Raw genomic sequence first — 16,532 nt, forward strand, 5'->3', positions numbered from 1 at the left:
GAAGGGCCGGTTTTTTCATGACATGACGGAGAACTCGGCAAAAAAAGCCGGGGACAGAACCCCGGCTTCTATTCCAAGAAGTCTTACTTCTTGCGGCGCGTCGTGGTGTGACGGGCTACAGTCTTCTTCTTCGTTGTCGTCGTAGAAGCCTTTGGCGTCGGGGCTGTGACAGCAGGCTTGGCAACAACCACACCCGTTGCATCGACTGTCGCATGCACCACAAGATGCTCGCGCTTCTTACCACCACCCGGGATCAGTTCCGCTGTAAACGTATCTGTACCAGCGTAAGCCGTGGCCGGGGTATAGTTCACATAGGTGCGGCCATCATAGTTGTAGAGGAAGGCCTTGCCGTGTTCCGGGGCGGGGCTCACGCCGAAGGAGGCATAGCTGCCGGTGCCGGGCTTCTGTACGGAAATGGCGCACAGGCCGTCATCGCTACGGACGGTCATGTTCACGTTCAGCGTGCCGTCTGCGGCGGTGGTCACTGGCGAGACGTGGCAGACTGCGGAGACTTTCTGGTACCCGAAAGGATTCGGAGCCACAGAGCGCTGGACGATCGGCTGCTGGGCGCAGCCGGAAAGAAGCATGGAAATGGCAAAAGCCGATCCCAGGGTAACGACGGAACCTCGCAGGCGCACGGTCAACTCCAACGCTCGTGACAGATTATGCCGCGCTTCCCGCGGCAAGACAGACGTTCGGATGTAGAACAGGACGGAGCGGGGTGAAAGCCTGTCAATCGTCAGGAAAAGCACTTTGACGGGTTTTTCTGTCTTCAGAGCAATAAATTACAGTTGAGTACGGTCACGCCCATTTTCCGCCACGAAATTATGTTGCAGGTAAATGGTTTGCTGCATGTTTCTCACATTGAGTTTCATCTTCCGCGGGCCGCAAGCCCGGATTATGCTGTCTGTCTGTTTCCGGCCAAATGTCCCGGCCTTGTGGAGTCTGTCGATGTCTTCGTTCTTCCGTCGTTCTTTCGTCCGTCTGGCTGGTGCCGGTCTGGCCTGCACCACACTTCTCGCTGCTCATCCGTCTTCAGCTTTCGCTGCGGAATGCGGCAACTCTCCCGCTCATGAGGCTTTCGATGTGGCCGGCCTGAAGTCCGAGCTGATGGTGACGGCCCTCTCCTGCAAGGCTCAGGACCGTTACAATGCGTTCGTCGCCAAGTTCCGCCCGGCCCTGATGGATGCGGAAACCCGTCTGGATGGTTATTTCCGCACGACCTATGGCCGCCGCGCGCAAGCTGAACATGATGACTACATCACACAGCTGGCTGATGTTCAGTCTCTTGGCGGCCTGAAGTCCGGCACCGTCTTCTGCGAACAGCGTGAAGCCATGTTTGATGAGATCGATGCGCTTGAGACAGGCACTGACCTTGCTCATTACGCAGAAGCCAAGGATGTGGCACAGCCCGCTTCCTATGAGAGCTGTGCTGCTCCTGCCACGGTTGATCGCCGGTCACGCCATGGTGCAACAAAGAGCACCACGACGCGTCGTACGCATCGCGCCTGATCTGCAAAATCTTCGTCGTTCTGTCCCATCCGGAAGCGTTCGCTTGACGTTCCGGAGCGGGGCGGCGACAACGCAGACATGAGCGATCTGTTCGAGTCAGGCAAAGCAGGAAACACCAAGGCGTCCAGAAACCGTAAGGACGCTGGTGGCACAGAGTATGGCGCACAGGACATTGAAGTCCTGGAAGGGCTTGAGCCCGTACGCCGTCGTCCTGGAATGTATATCGGTGGTACGGATGATAACGCGTACCATCATCTGGCCTCCGAAATTCTTGACAATGCCATGGATGAAGCCGTGGCAGGTCACGCCAGCAGCATTGAGATGCGACTGGAAGGGCCGCGTACCCTTATGGTGCGTGATAATGGTCGAGGCATCCCCACGGACCCTCACCCCAAATTTCCAAAGAAGTCTGCCCTTGAAGTGATCTTCACGACGCTTCATGCGGGCGGCAAGTTCTCTGGCAAGGCTTATGACACGTCTGGCGGTCTGCACGGCGTTGGCAGCTCAGTCGTTAATGCGCTGTCCGAAAAGCTTGAAGTTGAAGTGGCACGGGACCGCCTGCTGTACAGGCAGGACTTTTCCCGCGGCGTTCCTCTTGGGCCGTTGGCCGAAGTCGGCAATGCGCCGAACCGCCGCGGCACCACGGTCCGCTTTACCCCGGACCCGGAAATTTTCGGCAATATCCACTTTTCTGCAGCACGCTTGTATCGGCTTTGCTGCTCCAAGGCCGCGCTGTTCCGAGGCGTGGCCATTCAGTGGAAATGTGAGCCAGACCTGATCAAGGCCGGGGACGAGACCCCAACGGAAGCCCTGATCCAGTTCCCGAACGGCCTGGAAGATGCGCTGACAGCCGAGCTTGGTTCCGATCCTGCTCTTCTGACCCCGCTCTGGGCTGGTGAGGCCGAACTACCACTCGCTGCGGATGGCCGGACGGGTGGCAAGGTTGAGTGGGCGGTCGCCTTTCTGGAGAGCGGAAATGCTTCGCTCGTATCCTACTGTAATACCATTCCCACCCCTCAGGGTGGCACGCATGAAGCGGGCTTCCGTGCGGCGCTCGTGAAGGGTTTCCGGGCCTGGGGTGACCAGCGCAAGGTCAAGCGGGCGGCTGCCATTACCGCTGAGGACGTTCTTGGAACCGTCGCGGCCAAGCTGTCCGTATTCATTCGCGATCCGCAGTTCCAGGGACAGACCAAGGACAAGCTGACCAATCAGGAAGCTTCCCGTCTGGTTGAAGGGGCTTTGCGTGACCGAATCGACCACTGGCTGGGCGGAAACCCGCAGCAGGCTGACAATCTTTTGGCGTTCATGGTGGAACGGGCGGAAGAGCGTCTGCGTCGCCGTGAGGTCAAGGAAACCGCCCGCAAGAGTGCGACTCGCAAGCTTCGTCTTCCGGGCAAGCTGACGGACTGCACGCGAGAGAATGCCTCCGAGACGGAGCTATTTCTTGTTGAGGGCGAATCCGCAGGTGGTTCGGCACGACAGGCGCGTGACCGTGAGACGCAGGCGGTTCTTCCACTCCGTGGCAAGATTCTTAACGTGGCGTCCGCTACGGCCGATAAGCTGCGGGCGAATCAGGAACTACGCGATCTGACGGAAGCTCTGGGCTGTGGCCTGGGATCTTCGTTTGACATCAGCCGTCTGCGCTACGGCCGGGTCATCATCATGACTGATGCTGATGTGGACGGTGCGCACATTGCCTCCCTGCTCATGACGTTCTTCTATCGCGAAATGCCGGAACTGATCCGTCATGGGCACCTGCATCTGGCACAGCCACCGCTCTATCGCCTGACGCACGGTGCGAAGACGATTTATGCCATGAATGATCTGGACCGGGACCGCCGGATCAAGGCTGATTTCAAAGCCAACGCCAAGGTTGAAGTCTCCCGATTCAAGGGCCTGGGGGAGATGCCTGTGAAGGATCTCAAGCAGACGACCATGGATCCTGCACGCCGTACACTTCTGCGCGTTGTGGCACCCCCGGAAGACCGGGCGCTGACAAGCGAGCGTGTAGAGAGTCTCATGGGTCGCAAGCCAGAGCTTCGCTTCCGCTTTATTCAGGAGCATGCCCGTTCTGTTGAAGACCTTGACGTCTGAACGTGAACACGGGTGTGCAATCTGTTGAAAAATACGGACAACTGAAGGCCGTAGGGCTGCTGATCGGCGGAATTTCATCCTTCCAGATCGGCGCCACACTGGCGAAGGGGCTTTTCCCGCTTTTTGGCCCGACGGGTATGGTCGGTTTGCGCGTCTGTATGGCGGCGCTGATCCTTCTGGCGATCTGGCGACCCACCCGCATGACCCTGACACCAGCAGCCTGGAAGCTGTTGCTGCCCTATGGCGCTTCCGTCGCGGTCATGAATTTCTGCTTTTACGTCGCGCTGGTTCGACTTCCGTTAGGAATCGTAGTCGCACTGGAATTCACGGGCCCGCTGACCCTGGCACTGACGGGTTCACGGCGCTGGCTGGATCTCTGCTGGGCACTCTTCGTGATTGCTGGTCTATATCTGCTCCTAAGGCCAGAAACAGCAGCGGTGGCGGGCACGCTGCATCATCTGGACCTTTTCGGGATCTGTGCAGCGTTGCTGAGTGGATGTGGTTGGATCGTTTACATCCTGACGGGCACCCGGATGGGGAAGATTCTGGATGCGGGGCAGGCCACGACGCTTGGCATGACAACAGCCGGAATCCTGTTGCTTCCCTGCCTCATCCCGACGATTCCGACCGTTATCACACATCCTTGGCAGGGAGGCGCTGCGCTGAGCGTGGCTGTGCTGTCTTCGGCTGTTCCCTATATTCTGGACATGATGGCGATGCGCCGTCTGAAGCCGAGAGATCTGGGTATTCTACTGAGTATGGAGCCTATGCTCGGAGCCATCTCAGGATGGATTTTTCTTGGGGAAGGTCTATCCGTGGCACGCTGGATGGGCGTTCTGTGTATTGTCGTAGCATCCTTGGGGAATGTTCTGACAGCCAAAAAGGTCACTGCCCACTAACGTCCGCGGGCAGTGACACGGTTCCATTCAGGCGTCGAAGTTATGTGGCAGAACGACCAGATCCCGCACCATGACACCCTTTGAACGTGTCAGGATGAAGATCAGGGCTTCGGCGACTTCCTTGGCTTCCATCAGGGCACCCGCTTTGATGTTGGCTTCAAGACGGGCCTGATCCCAGTCTTTCAGCAAAGGCGTGACTACAGGACCAGGCTGGATTGCACCCACACGAATTCCATACTTCGCGACCTGTCGGCGCACCGTATGTACGAATGCCTGCACGGCATGTTTCGAGGCCGTGTAGATCGGCTCGGCCATGATGGGGATCATGCCCGCGATCGAGCTGGTCATGACGATATCGCCACTTTCCTGCTTCATCATCTGCGGCAGCACGGCACGGACCGAGCGGAAAGCTGCATTGATGTTCAGGTGCAGCATCGCATCCCAGCTATCGGGATCCCCTTCCCAGACATTGCCGCCCACATACGCGCCGGCGTTGGCGTGGAAAACATCGATCCGGCCCTGCTCCTCAACGATCTGCGCGACCGCAGCATCTACGGTTTTGTAGTCGAAGAGATCGACGATGATCGCATGGGCCTGGCTGCCGAGTTCTGCCGTTTTGTCTTCGAGAGTTTTGGCGTCACGGTCCAGAAGATAGACCACCGCGCCAGCTTCGATGAGATAGCGGGCGCATTCGAGGCCAATGCCCGAAGCCGCGCCAGTAATGGCGACGATCTTGCCCTGAAGAGACTGTGTCATATGCACTATCCTGTGATGCTGTCTCAGCGTGCGGACGCTGTGCCGCGCTGACGACTGATGAAAATTGCGAGGAGGATGATTGCGCCCTTGATGACGTTCTGAACGTAAGGGGAGACCTCAAGCAGGTTCAGCCCGTTGTTCAGGACGCCCAGCAGCATGGCGCCGATCAGGGTGCCGATGATGGAACCCCGGCCGCCGGAAATTGAGGTGCCACCCAGCACCACGGCTGCGATGGCATCGAGTTCGAAGCCGACGCCCGCGTTCGGCTGACCGCTCATGAGGCGGGAGGACAGGACAACGCCCGCTAGGGCGGCGGTGAACCCACCGATCAGATAAACGATGATCTTGTATTTACGGGAATCGATGCCGGAGAGGCGGACGGCCTCTTCATTGCCACCGATTGCGTAGATGTAGCGGCCAATCGGCATGCGCTGGAGCAGCAGATAGGCCAGCGCATAAACCACCAGCATGATGAGAATTGGCGTCTGGATTCCCAGAACCTTTCCGCGGCCGATAAACGCGAACCAGTCTGGGAGGCCCGAGATGGGATAGCCGTTCGTGTAGATCAGCCCCAATCCACGGGCGATGCTCATGGATGCCAGCGTCACAATGATCGGCGGCATTCCGAGACGGGCGATGCACAACCCGTTTCCGGCTCCGAAGAGCGCCCCGACACCCAGCCCAGCCAGAATGGCCAGCCCGGCATTCAGGCCGGAGACCAGCAGGCCCGCCGTAATGGTTCCGGCCAGCGCCATGACCGCGCCTACGGAGAGATCAATACCGCCCGTGAGAATGGCAAAGGTCATGCCTACAGAGATGATGGCGTTGATCGAGACCTGTCTGGCGACATTTTCGAGGTTGCCAAAGGACAGGAAGCGACTGTTGAGCGCGATCATGCAGGCCACGACCACGAACAGTCCGACCGCCGGGAGAAAGGCCGTTGACCGCGCGAATTTCGATGCTCTGTAACGCTCAAGCAGAGAGCGCATCGACTGCGGACTTTTTAACGCTTGCTGTTGCATGACGCATTACCTCTTCCGAACTGATGGCATCCCCCTCCAGAACCGCCGTGATGACGCCATGGCTGAACACGGCCACGCGGTCACACATTCCGACGACCTCCGGAAGCTCGGATGAGATCATGATGATGGCGTATCCCTCTGCAGTGAGGTTCCGCATGAGTGTGTAGATTTCGGCCTTTGCCCCGACGTCGATGCCACGCGTGGGTTCATCGAAGATCAGGATTTTGCTTCGGCGGTTCAGCCAACGTGCGATCACAACCTTCTGCTGATTTCCGCCACTCAGGCTCACCACAGTCGTTTCGTCCGAAGGGGCTTTGATACGGACGGCGGACATCAGTTCCTGGGTCTTCCGCTTCTCTCGCGCGGTGTCGATCGTGCCGATCGGGCGGGTATATTGCGGCAGGTTGTTGATGGAGATGTTGTCCCGGATGCTGAAGCCGAGAATCAATCCTTCGGTTTTTCGGCTTTCCGGCAGAATCCCGATGCCATGACGCAAAGCCTGTGCCGGATTCCCCATGGACACTTCCCTGCCCTCAATCCGCACCGTTTTTCCGGGGCATGGCAGTGCACCAATCAACGCCAGAGCCGTTTCCGTTCGGCCTGAGCCGACGAGCCCGGCGAAACCGAGGATTTCACCTTTTCGCAGGTAGAAACTGTTGGGGTGCCCGTTACTGGCAAAACGAATGTTTTCGGCTTCCAGAATGCGCTCTGCGGTATGAAGGGCGGGCTTGGGCGGGAACGTATTTTCAATTTTCCGGCCAACCATCCTCTCAACCAGATGATCCATCGTGCACTCGGCGGTTTTCAGGACGCCCACATGAGCGCCATCGCGCAGCACCGTAATGCGGTCGCAAATTTCGAAAATCTCTTCGAGGTGATGCGACACGAAGAAAATGCCGATCCCTTGATCGCGAAGCTGTCGCATGACGTTGAAGAGCAGTTCAGCTTCCGTCGGGGTCAGGGTCGCGGTTGGTTCGTCGAGGATGAGAACCTGCACATCCAGTGACAGAGCTTTCCCGATTTCCACAAACTGCTGTTCCGCGACACTGAGACGCGCGACAGGAACGTCAAACCGCGTTTTTACCCCCAGACGCTCGAAAATCCCCTGCGCGATGCTTGTCATTTCGCTTTTGCGGGAAAAGCCGAGAGCGTTCCGCATCTCGCGCCCGAGGAAAATGTTATCCACGGCGTCGAGTTCAGGAATCAGGCTAAATTCCTGAAAAACAATTCCGATCCCCGCGCTAATGGCGTCCCTATAGCTGGAGAAGTGGCATTCTTTTCCGTTGAGAAAGATCTGCCCTTCATCCTGAGACTGGATACCACCCATGATCTTGATAATCGTGGATTTTCCAGCACCGTTCTCTCCCAGAAGAGCATGGATTTCTCCACGCTCCAGGCTGAGGCTGACATTCCGCAACGCCCGGACTCCCGGAAAGCTCTTGGAGATTCCCTCAAGCGCCAGAAGAGGTTCTGGGGATGTCTGACTGGTTTCTGTCATGATGTTCCCTCCGGAATCCGGGGCCGCATTCGGAATTTACCAGCTGAACGTTTTGGCTTTCGTCGCGTCGATCAGTTCGACATCAACCGGCAGAACCTTCGGCACTTCTGCGCCCCATTTCCTAGCGAGCGCGAGCGCCAATGCCAGACGGATTTCCTGCCGGGGGAACTGCGCAGCCGTGGCGATGAAATGAGAGCCCGGCTTGCTGATGGCCTTCACGGCTTCCGGGTTGCCATCAACGCTGACCAGCTTCACGTCCAAGCCATTGGATTCGATGGCTGACAGCACACCGAGCGATCCATTGTCATTGACGCTGAAGATGCCCTTCAGATCCGGGTTGGCCTGAAGCATGTTCTCCGCCACCGTCAGAGCCTGATCACGCTCCTGCTTGCCGTTCTGAACGCTGACAATCTTGATATCTGAATGCTTGGCGATAGCGTCTTTGCAGCCTTTGACACGCTCAAGAATGGGAACGACCGGGATACCGTCGATGATCCCGATATTGCCGCTCTTGATCGTCGTGGCGAGATACTCGCAGGCCTTGAAGCCGGCATCGTAGTTCTTCGAGCCGACAAACGCGTCCAGCGGGCCGCCAGCCTGAGCATCCACCGAGACGATCGGGATGTTCTTGTCATGAACGGTCTTTACGACGGACGTGACGCCTACGGTATCGGTCGGGTTGATGATGATGATCTGCGCGCCCTGCTGGATCATGTCCTCAATGTCGCTCACCTGCTTGGAAACGTCATGGTGCGCATCACTGATGATGACATTGGCGCCGATCGTGCCAGCGGCCTCCTGCAATGCGTCCTTCATGGTGACGAAATACGGATTGTTCATTTCCTGAAAGGAAACGCCAATTTTCAGCGGTGTTCCGGCTACGACAGCCGGCTGTGACAGGGCCGTCCCGCCAAGAGCGAGAGACAGAAGGGCCAGCGGAAGCGTCTTGATCTTCATGTTACACCTGTTGATCTGCATGCACTGTGCAGGTCATTTCCTGCACATGGCCTTGTCAAAACCGTAAAATTACCTGTCTCTATTTGAAGATGCGGCGGCCTAAAGGGCCGTGTATCCGCCGTCGACAAATATTTCCTGCCCGTTGACCATGCTCGACGCATCGGAGGCGAGATACAGAACTGTATCCGCGACATCTTCCGGTGTTGCGACACGACCAGCGGGGATCTTTTCCAGCAACTTTTCCAGCTTATTGCCGACGCTCCAGACGCGTTCGCCCATGGGCGTCCAGACGACTGTGGGACAAATGGCATTGGCCTGAATGTTGTGAGGCGCCCACTCCGCCGTCATGACCTTGGTGAGACCATTCAGACCGGCTTTGGAAGCGACGTAAGCACCATGGTCAATCAGCGCGACAGAGCTGGCCTGGGAACTGATATTGATGATCTTGCCGCGTTTGCGGTCGATCATGCCCGGCGCAAAGGCACGGGCGAGAAGCCATGGCGCACGCAGGTTGATGGCCTGCACGGTGTCCCACTCCTTGACGGTCTGCTCCACTAGAGGCCGAGGGAAACTGACGCCAGCATTGTTGACGACAATATCCACGCCACCCCACGCAGCCGTCACGGTCTGGGCTACGGCGTCAGGGACAGTCGGATCACTGAGGTCAGCAACAACCGTGAGGCATTGACGCCCATGGCCTTCCACAATCCGGCGTGTTTCAGCCATATCGACTTCAGATCGCGCAACGGCGACAATATCGGCCCCGGCAGCACTCAGAACATCGCAGATCGTGACGCCAAGCCCGCGGGACGCACCCGTGACAAGCGCTTTGCGACCATCGAGGGAAAAGCGTTGTGGAAGTGTTGGCATGGTCTGTTTTTCCCTGTCGATCAGTTCAAAAAATCTGCGGTATCTGCAGGCGAAAGGGCTGTCATTTCGCGGGCATGACGGCGGTAGTCCCGTGGTGTGCATCCACGCAGACGCAGGAAAATGCGATTGAAATTGGAAAGGTTATTAAAGCCGGAAGCCGCCCCGATTTCCGTGATTGAAAGGGGGGAACTGGCCAGCAGATGGCACGCGTGACACACCCGCAGACGATGCAGGAAAGACATGAACGTGTCGCCCGTCGCAGCCCGGAACTGGCGAGAGAACGTTGAGGCGCAAAGCCCCAGATCCTGTGCCAGATGATCATGCCGGATTTCGGACGGGTCCATGGCCATCAGGGATGTGATGACACCGCTCATCCGCTGCATTTCCGGACTGTTGAGCGCTTTGGTCTCACCTTTGAGAGACAGTGTCCTGAACGGGGCAGACGTCAGTGTGGCAAGAAGATCCAGACAGGCGGCCAGCTTCCCTGCGCCCTGAAAAGTCCCGATCGCTTCGAGTTTTTCCCCGAGGCCAAGTGCTTCAGGGGCAGTGAATTCGACACCCAGAGTAGAGGCCTGAAGCAGGTTTCGCAGCCCACCCAATTCAGGGCACAGCGCCATCAGGCCTTCGATCCATTTAGCGCTAAACTGAAGGACAACATCCCGCCCTGTCAGAACTTCACCCGGCTTGAGGGGGCTGAACCAGCCATGCGGCAGATCAGGTCCGACCAGAACAAGCTGGCGTGGCCCAAAACTCCCGATATGGTCCCCAATGATTGCACGACCTTCGCTCTGTGTGATCAGATGCAGTTCGTATTCCGGATGGTGGTTCCAGCGTGCCAGCGGACCGGGATAGTCATGCTGATGCCAGCGGAAACTGGTGTTCGGTTCCGCATGGATCGTCTCGTAAACAGGACGTGTGTTTCCCTCACCGACAGGCGTTTTTGCTTTCAGGGAACTGACCATTCCAAGCGCGGACGCACGACTGGCAATCGGAGAAAACGGCCCCTGTTTAGGCAATTTCTGCGTTACGGACATGATGGCACCGCTTTTCAGAGAACGATCTGGAGTTTGACGTCGCTCGGTCGAGCCTCAGCAGCCCGCTCAAAGGCCGCGATACCCTGATCGAAAGGGAATGTTTCCGACACCAGCGGCTTGAGATCGATCTTTCCCGCACTGATGAGGCGGATGGCACGGTCATAGACGTTGGCGTAGCGGAAGACCGTTTCCATACGAATTTCCTTGGCCTGAGCCGCTACGATGTCGAACGGGACCTTCTGGATAGGCATACCGACGAAAACGATGGTTCCGCCAGGCCGTACACAGGCCAGAGCATCGTCATAAGCGCCGGCAAAACCGCTCGCCTCGAAGACGACATCCACGCCCCAGTCACTCCCGCAGGTCGCATCCACAACGTCACGCGGTTTTTCGTCACGCACGTTGATGGGCCGAATACCATCATACTGCCCGGCAATGGCAAGCTTGGCAGGAGCCAGATCCGTGATGAAAACCTGCCCCGCCCCGGAGGCAAGTGCGGCCAGCGCCGTCATAATTCCGATAGGGCCACAGCCTGTCACAAGACAGATATCACCAGGCTTGATGGCAGCCTTCACAGAGGCATGCACGCCAACAGCCAGTGGCTCGATCATCGCACCTTCTGCAAAGCTCACATTGTCCGGCAGTTTGAACGTGAAGGCGGCAGGATGAACGACGGAGGGCGTCAGACAGCCGTGAATTGGCGGTGTCGCCCAGAAGCGAACAGCCGGATCAACGTTGTACTGACCCATCAACGTTGCACGGGATTGTGGGTCTGGGATACCCGGCTCCATGCACACCCGGTCTCCAACTTTCAGAGACCGGACATTGCTGCCGATTTCCGTAATCGTTCCAGAGGCTTCATGCCCCAGCACCATGGGTTCACGAACAACGAAGGGTCCGATGGCACCATGCGTGTAGTAATGCACATCGCTGCCGCAAATGCCGACCGTGTGGATGGCGATACGGACATCATTCGGCCCAAGCTCCGACGGCAGGGCGATCTCTCTCAGAGAGAGTTCACCTTTCTTTTCAAGCACCAGTGCCTGAGCCATATCCAACCGTCTCCTGTCGCACGTTTTATCATCAAATGTGATCAGAAGTACGGATTATATGTTATATATAACACGTGATAGCTTATTTTTTTCTCAAAAGTGATACTATTTTGCGTTTGATAATTCCGGATCAAGAATTTTTCTCGTTTGTATTTTGATATAAGTATTTGTTTTATATGATATTTTAATCTGACATGACCATTAAAGTAGAAAACACTTTCCTTGCAGGATTTGAAATTTTCTATCCTAAAGATCACATAAATATGAGAAAAATCAGGAAACGACGTATCATTCTGCCGTTATGACGTGTGTGGAATCGTGAGATTACAGGCGCACGCGTCCCGGAAAGGCCTTGAGTCTTTATCGGGTGTCAGAAGATCCACGCCAAAGTTCTGGTGTGGGGCCCCACACCAGAAAACAACTCATCAGACGCTTTCGGCGACCCAATTCCGCTTTTTGGTCGCCTTGCCGATGCCCGGATTGAAGCAGTTGCAGGGATCGAGACTGCGATAGTGCTCCAGCATCTCTTCCGGCGCATCATACAGATGGCCCACATTATGCTCAGCCGGATACCGGGCGCCGCGAGCTTCCAGACCGGGCAGCATGGAATGCTCCACGGCCATGGCGTTGTAGCCCTTCTTCACCACGTAATCCTGATGCATCACATGGCAGAAGAAGTGCCCGTAATAGAGTTTGACGATCAGCTTGTCTTCGATGTCCTTGGGCAGCACTTCGAACCACTCGCGATCATTCCGACGCAAGGCAACGTCAAGTGCCACAATGTCTTCTGCCGTTTTTGAATGAACGGCCCGGTAGCGGATTGCGGCACCAGCTGCGGCAAAACGGTGCAGGAAGGCGAGTTTTCCCTCCTCTGGAGTGCAGGCGAAGAAATCCCCTCCCGTCTTGGACCGCCAGTCTTCCAGATAGGCTTTCACCGGGCTGGCCAGATCAGCAGAGACCTTAAGCATGAGGTGATGCTCAAAACGGTCCCGGAAATCGCACATGCGCGCGGGAAGCTGCTTGGGAATGATCTTGCTGAATGCCTGAAGGAGCAGATCGCTCAGATGGCTGGAAATGCCAGGAATGCGCTGCACGGCAATGTCGAACCGCGACTTCAGGCCGAAGAACGTAGGCAGGAACCGCGTGCCCATGTAGCGGATAATGGCCGTCGTATCCTTGCCGTACACTTCGGCGATGTTGAACGCATCGCGATGGATGTATTCCCCGGCAATGGGAAGTTCATCGAAGCTGGTCAGGATGTGGCGGCGAAGGTCTTCCAGGTCATGCGTGCTGTTGGTTCCGATGTAGAACACAGCCGGGTTCTTGTTCGCCTTGAAGGTATCGAGACGGACCGCAAATACAACCAGCTTGCCCGCACATCCGGCCGCTTCGTGCCAGCGGTTCGGGTCTGCGTTGAAGCGCGCCGGGGTCTCCGCATCCACGTCCCGGACGTGCTGGGCATAACCCGCGTCGTGGCCTCTGCCTGCGTTCCAGTCGATGGCATTATCCGGAAACCTCCCATTCTGCACGGCCGACAGGATCTGCTCCGCATCACCTTCCAGCCGGATACCCAGATGATTGACGAGATGCAGCGTTCCATCCGTGCCCATCTGGCCGAACAGAGCCATTTCCGTGAAGGCTGGTCCGCGCTGAACGAGCGCACCGCCAGAATTGTTGCTGACCCCGCCCAGAACAGAGGCGCCGATGCAGGACGAACCAATGACGGAATGCGGCTCGCGGCCAATCTTGGCGAGTTTTTCTTCCAGATCATGCAGGGTGGAACCAGGCAAGCAAACGACCTGCTTGCCCTCGCCGATCAGATGAATGCCATCCAGTCGGTTTGTGCTGATGATGACGATCTCACGGTCATAATCATTACCATCTGGCGTTGAGCCGCCCGTCAGGCCTGTATTGGCAGCCTGCATGATGATGATCTTGCCGCTTTCCGCGCAGAGCTTGGACGCCTTCCAGAGTTCGACAAGATTGCCCGGCTGAAGAACAGCCAGCACGTCTCCAAGACCGAAGCGATAGCCTTTACGGAAGCGATAGGTCGCATTGGGCTTGGTCAGAACATGGCGTCGGCCAACAATCGAGCGAAGCGTATCAAGAAAAGCCGCGTTACCGCTGGAGATGGCCGACATGTCTGTAGTCTTCCTTTCCCGCATACGGGTCCGCAGGAATGGCCACGGGTCCGTCAGGGTGTGTGTGAGTTCAGAAATAAACGTCTGTCAAAAGACAGGGTTAAAAGAAAGACCCTGAAACGCGCATCGTCCATGCCTCAGGTCAAAGAAGGATGTCACGATTGGGCGAGGATATGGCCGCTATTTGATCCGCCCAAACAGCCGCTCAATCTCGCTTCGGGTTAATTTCAGCCAGGTTGGACGCCCATGCGAGCAGGTATTGGCGCGGGGTGTGCGCTCCATATCCCGCAGAAGAGCGTCCATTTCTTCGGGTTTCAGTCGGCGCCCTGCCCGGATACTGCCGTGGCAAGCCATGCGGGCCAGAATGGCATCCAGCCGATTGGAGAAACTGTCCGTATTGCTAGCGTCCAGATCCGGATCATTGGCCAGTTCATCGGCGACATCTCGCAGGAGACCCTGAACATCCTTCGTGCCCAGAAGGGCTGGTACGGAGCGCAAAAGAACACTGCCCGGCCCGAAGGACTCAAGATCCATTCCCAATCGGGACAGGTCTTCAGCGCGTACCAGAAGAGCTTCCGCCTCGCGCCGTGGAAGATCGATGACTTCCGGCAGAAGCAGCGCCTGAGAGCGGAGCGCACCACTGGCATATTGTTCACGCAGACGCTCATGCGTCAGGCGCTCGTGGGCGGCGTGCTGGTCAACGAGAACGAGGTCACCATCCGGAGCGACAGCAATGATGTAGGTATCGAAAACCTGTGCGACTGAGGCCCCCAAAGGAAATGAAGGGTCCAGTTGCTCTGGAACTGGCTGCGGAGGACGCGCGGCGGGGGTGAAACCGACGTCCTGTTCCGCAAAGCCAGAACGTTCGACATACTGGGAGGACGGCACAGACAGACGGGATGAAGGCGCCGCAGCAGAAAAAGGCAATGTTGCCGGCGCGCTGGCCTGTACAGGCGCATCGACCGGTATATCAGGGCGCGGGGGGTAGGAAATGGATGGCCGCGAAGGACGGATACCAAAGCTGGCATGAACGCCGCCTCCCCCGCTTGAACCATGCCCGAGCGCACGCCCCAGACCGCCAATCACAAGCGCCTTTACCTCGGCCTCGTCTGCAAAGCGCAGTTCCGTTTTGGCAGGGTGGACGTTCACATCCAGCCGTTCCAGCGGCACCTTGAGATGCAGTGCCATCACAGGGAAGCGTCCGCGCTCGATGACCGGACGATAGGCGACACGAATGGCCGTCCGGAGCATCGGGTCTGTTACCGGGCGGTGATTGACGAGAATGAACTGGCCTGACCCTGTCGCACGGGTTTTGGCTGGGCCGCAGGCAAACCCGGACAGGCGGATGTGCCCACGCTCTTCGTCCAGCGGGATCAGTGTGTCGGGCGTTGTGTCCAGAACTGTTGCAGCGCGGGCTATCGGGCTTTGCTCTGGAAGATCGAACAGGAGTTTATCATCCAGCGTGACCCTTATGGCGCAATGAGGTGCGCTCAGAGCCAGACGTCGCATGACGGATTCGGCATGACTGTTCTCGACCCGGGGACTCTTCAGGAATTTGCGTCGGGCGGGCGTGGCGAAAAAGAGATCCGTCACCACAATCCGCGTCCCTACCGGGCCCGACGACGGCTGCGGGGGCGTGATGACACCTCCATCTACACGGATGCACCACGCGGTGTCTGACTCGGATGTACGGGATGTAATGGACAGGCGAGCACTGGCCCCGATGGAGGGAAGTGCCTCCCCGCGAAACCCGAGCGTGCGGATCTGGACGAGGCGTTCGTCCTGCAACTTGGAGGTACAGTGACGCTGAACGGCCATATCCAGCTCTTCAGGCGTCATGCCGCAACCATTATCGGTCACGTCGATGCGGTCTGTGCCTCCTGCGCGCAAGGCGACGACAAGGCGGGTGGCCCCGGCATCAATCGCGTTTTCGACGAGCTCTTTGAGCGCTGCCGCAGGTCGCTCTATGACTTCACCAGCCGCAATCAGGTCAACAACATGACCTGAGAGGCGGCGGATAACAGGGCGAAGAGGTGACGTTTTTTCAGACAGGACTGTGTCTCACGATCCTGGAGAAGTGGAGCGTGCTGTCTTACAGCACGCCCAGAAAATGCGTGGCCTTTTTCTTGACCGTCGGCGTAGCACCTGTGGCCGGATTGCGACCCAGAGCCGAGTTCTCACGGATGCGACGGTTTTCGGCGTCTCCATCCACAACGGAACCTGCCTGACCTCCCTTCCAGAACATCAGGTTATCGACGAAGCCCGCATCCGCCGTACCAAGTTCGGCATTGTTCGGAGCGTTGGACGCCTTGTCCACTTCACCAACCAGCGTGGACTGGCCGCTGCTGTTCTCTCCCGTGATCGGGTGCAGCGCCGTATCGGGCGACAGAGTTTCAAGCGCCTGCATCCGTGGGCTCTCGTCCGGACGGTGAGCATCGTCGGCACCCGGAAGCTGCATCTTCTCTGAAGGTGGCATCGACAGCGGAGCACGCGTCGTGACGGTGTATTCGTCCGGCATGTAGCGTTCCATGCCGAAGGCACGCTCCACATCGCTGCCTGAGCAGCCGGACAGCATCAGGCCGAATGAAGCGATTGCACCCATCTGTACGCTGAGACGGGCAACTGGAAGACGGTTACGGCGCATTGAGGGACCCTGGGACGCGATCATGATGGGATAGTCCTACAGTCCGCGCCGCG

14 protein-coding genes are annotated in these 16,532 nt (G+C 57.7%); 3 read left to right on the forward strand and 11 right to left on the reverse strand.

The features are described 5' to 3' along the window. Window positions 1-83: 83 nt before the first annotated feature. The gene (locus GFR01_RS14895; protein ID WP_099183071.1) at window positions 84-752 is read right to left on the reverse strand and encodes an Ig-like domain-containing protein; all 669 of its coding nucleotides are present in this window, start codon (window positions 750-752) and stop codon (window positions 84-86) included. A gap of 199 nt (window positions 753-951) precedes the next feature. On the opposite strand from GFR01_RS14895, the gene GFR01_RS14900 reads away from it, so the two are divergent. The 3 genes from GFR01_RS14900 (at window position 952) to GFR01_RS14910 (ending at window position 4,505) form a co-directional block, all read left to right on the forward strand. Continuing rightward, entirely contained in the window at window positions 952-1,512 is a 561-nt protein-coding gene (locus GFR01_RS14900; protein WP_373317578.1) for a hypothetical protein, read from the forward strand. A 78-nt stretch (window positions 1,513-1,590) separates the two neighbouring features. Beyond that, window positions 1,591-3,606 (forward strand): DNA topoisomerase IV subunit B, encoded by a 2,016-nt coding sequence (gene parE, locus GFR01_RS14905; RefSeq protein WP_099183072.1) that lies wholly within the window; start codon window positions 1,591-1,593, stop codon window positions 3,604-3,606. Window positions 3,607-3,608: 2 nt separating this feature from the next. Continuing rightward, a complete protein-coding gene (locus GFR01_RS14910) occupies window positions 3,609-4,505 on the forward strand; it encodes an EamA family transporter (protein WP_061511049.1) in 897 nt (298 codons plus the stop codon). Between the two features lie 27 nt (window positions 4,506-4,532). Here GFR01_RS14910 and GFR01_RS14915 read toward each other — a convergent pair whose 3' ends face one another. From GFR01_RS14915 to GFR01_RS14960, 10 genes are all read right to left on the reverse strand, one after another. After that, the gene (locus tag GFR01_RS14915) at window positions 4,533-5,261 is read right to left on the reverse strand and encodes an SDR family oxidoreductase (protein WP_063903495.1); all 729 of its coding nucleotides are present in this window, start codon (window positions 5,259-5,261) and stop codon (window positions 4,533-4,535) included. 23 nt (window positions 5,262-5,284) lie between these two features. Next, window positions 5,285-6,250: an ABC transporter permease gene (locus GFR01_RS14920; protein WP_099183073.1), complete on the reverse strand. Its 966-nt coding sequence runs from the start codon at window positions 6,248-6,250 to the stop codon at window positions 5,285-5,287. Continuing rightward, window positions 6,234-7,781, reverse strand: a complete 1,548-nt coding sequence (locus tag GFR01_RS14925; RefSeq protein WP_099183074.1) for a sugar ABC transporter ATP-binding protein — start codon at window positions 7,779-7,781, stop codon at window positions 6,234-6,236. Before GFR01_RS14925 ends, GFR01_RS14920 begins: the two co-directional genes overlap by 17 nt. A 36-nt stretch (window positions 7,782-7,817) precedes the next feature. Further along, window positions 7,818-8,738 carry a substrate-binding domain-containing protein gene (locus GFR01_RS14930; protein WP_244902320.1) on the reverse strand — a complete coding sequence of 307 codons (921 nt, stop codon included), beginning with the start codon at window positions 8,736-8,738 and terminating at the stop codon, window positions 7,818-7,820. A gap of 99 nt (window positions 8,739-8,837) precedes the next feature. Further along, a complete protein-coding gene (locus GFR01_RS14935; RefSeq protein WP_099183076.1) occupies window positions 8,838-9,608 on the reverse strand; it encodes an SDR family NAD(P)-dependent oxidoreductase in 771 nt (256 codons plus the stop codon). Between the two features lie 20 nt (window positions 9,609-9,628). Continuing rightward, entirely contained in the window at window positions 9,629-10,642 is a 1,014-nt protein-coding gene (locus GFR01_RS14940) for an AraC family transcriptional regulator (RefSeq protein WP_099183077.1), read from the reverse strand. Window positions 10,643-10,656: 14 nt separating this feature from the next. Further along, on the reverse strand, window positions 10,657-11,694 hold the full coding sequence (locus GFR01_RS14945) for an NAD(P)-dependent alcohol dehydrogenase (RefSeq protein WP_099183078.1): 1,038 nt from the start codon (window positions 11,692-11,694) through the stop codon (window positions 10,657-10,659). A 425-nt stretch (window positions 11,695-12,119) separates the two neighbouring features. After that, window positions 12,120-13,835 carry a D-lactate dehydrogenase gene (dld, locus tag GFR01_RS14950; RefSeq protein ID WP_099183079.1) on the reverse strand — a complete coding sequence of 572 codons (1,716 nt, stop codon included), beginning with the start codon at window positions 13,833-13,835 and terminating at the stop codon, window positions 12,120-12,122. A gap of 180 nt (window positions 13,836-14,015) precedes the next feature. Then, complete coding sequence (gene mutL / locus GFR01_RS14955; protein ID WP_099183080.1) at window positions 14,016-15,887, reverse strand: DNA mismatch repair endonuclease MutL; 1,872 nt, start codon at window positions 15,885-15,887, stop codon at window positions 14,016-14,018. Between the two features lie 40 nt (window positions 15,888-15,927). Further along, window positions 15,928-16,503, reverse strand: a complete 576-nt coding sequence (locus GFR01_RS14960; RefSeq protein ID WP_063903506.1) for a DUF3035 domain-containing protein — start codon at window positions 16,501-16,503, stop codon at window positions 15,928-15,930. Window positions 16,504-16,532 lie beyond the last annotated feature (29 nt).

This window comes from Gluconobacter frateurii (assembly GCF_002723955.1).
GTDB lineage: Bacteria > Pseudomonadota > Alphaproteobacteria > Acetobacterales > Acetobacteraceae > Gluconobacter > Gluconobacter frateurii.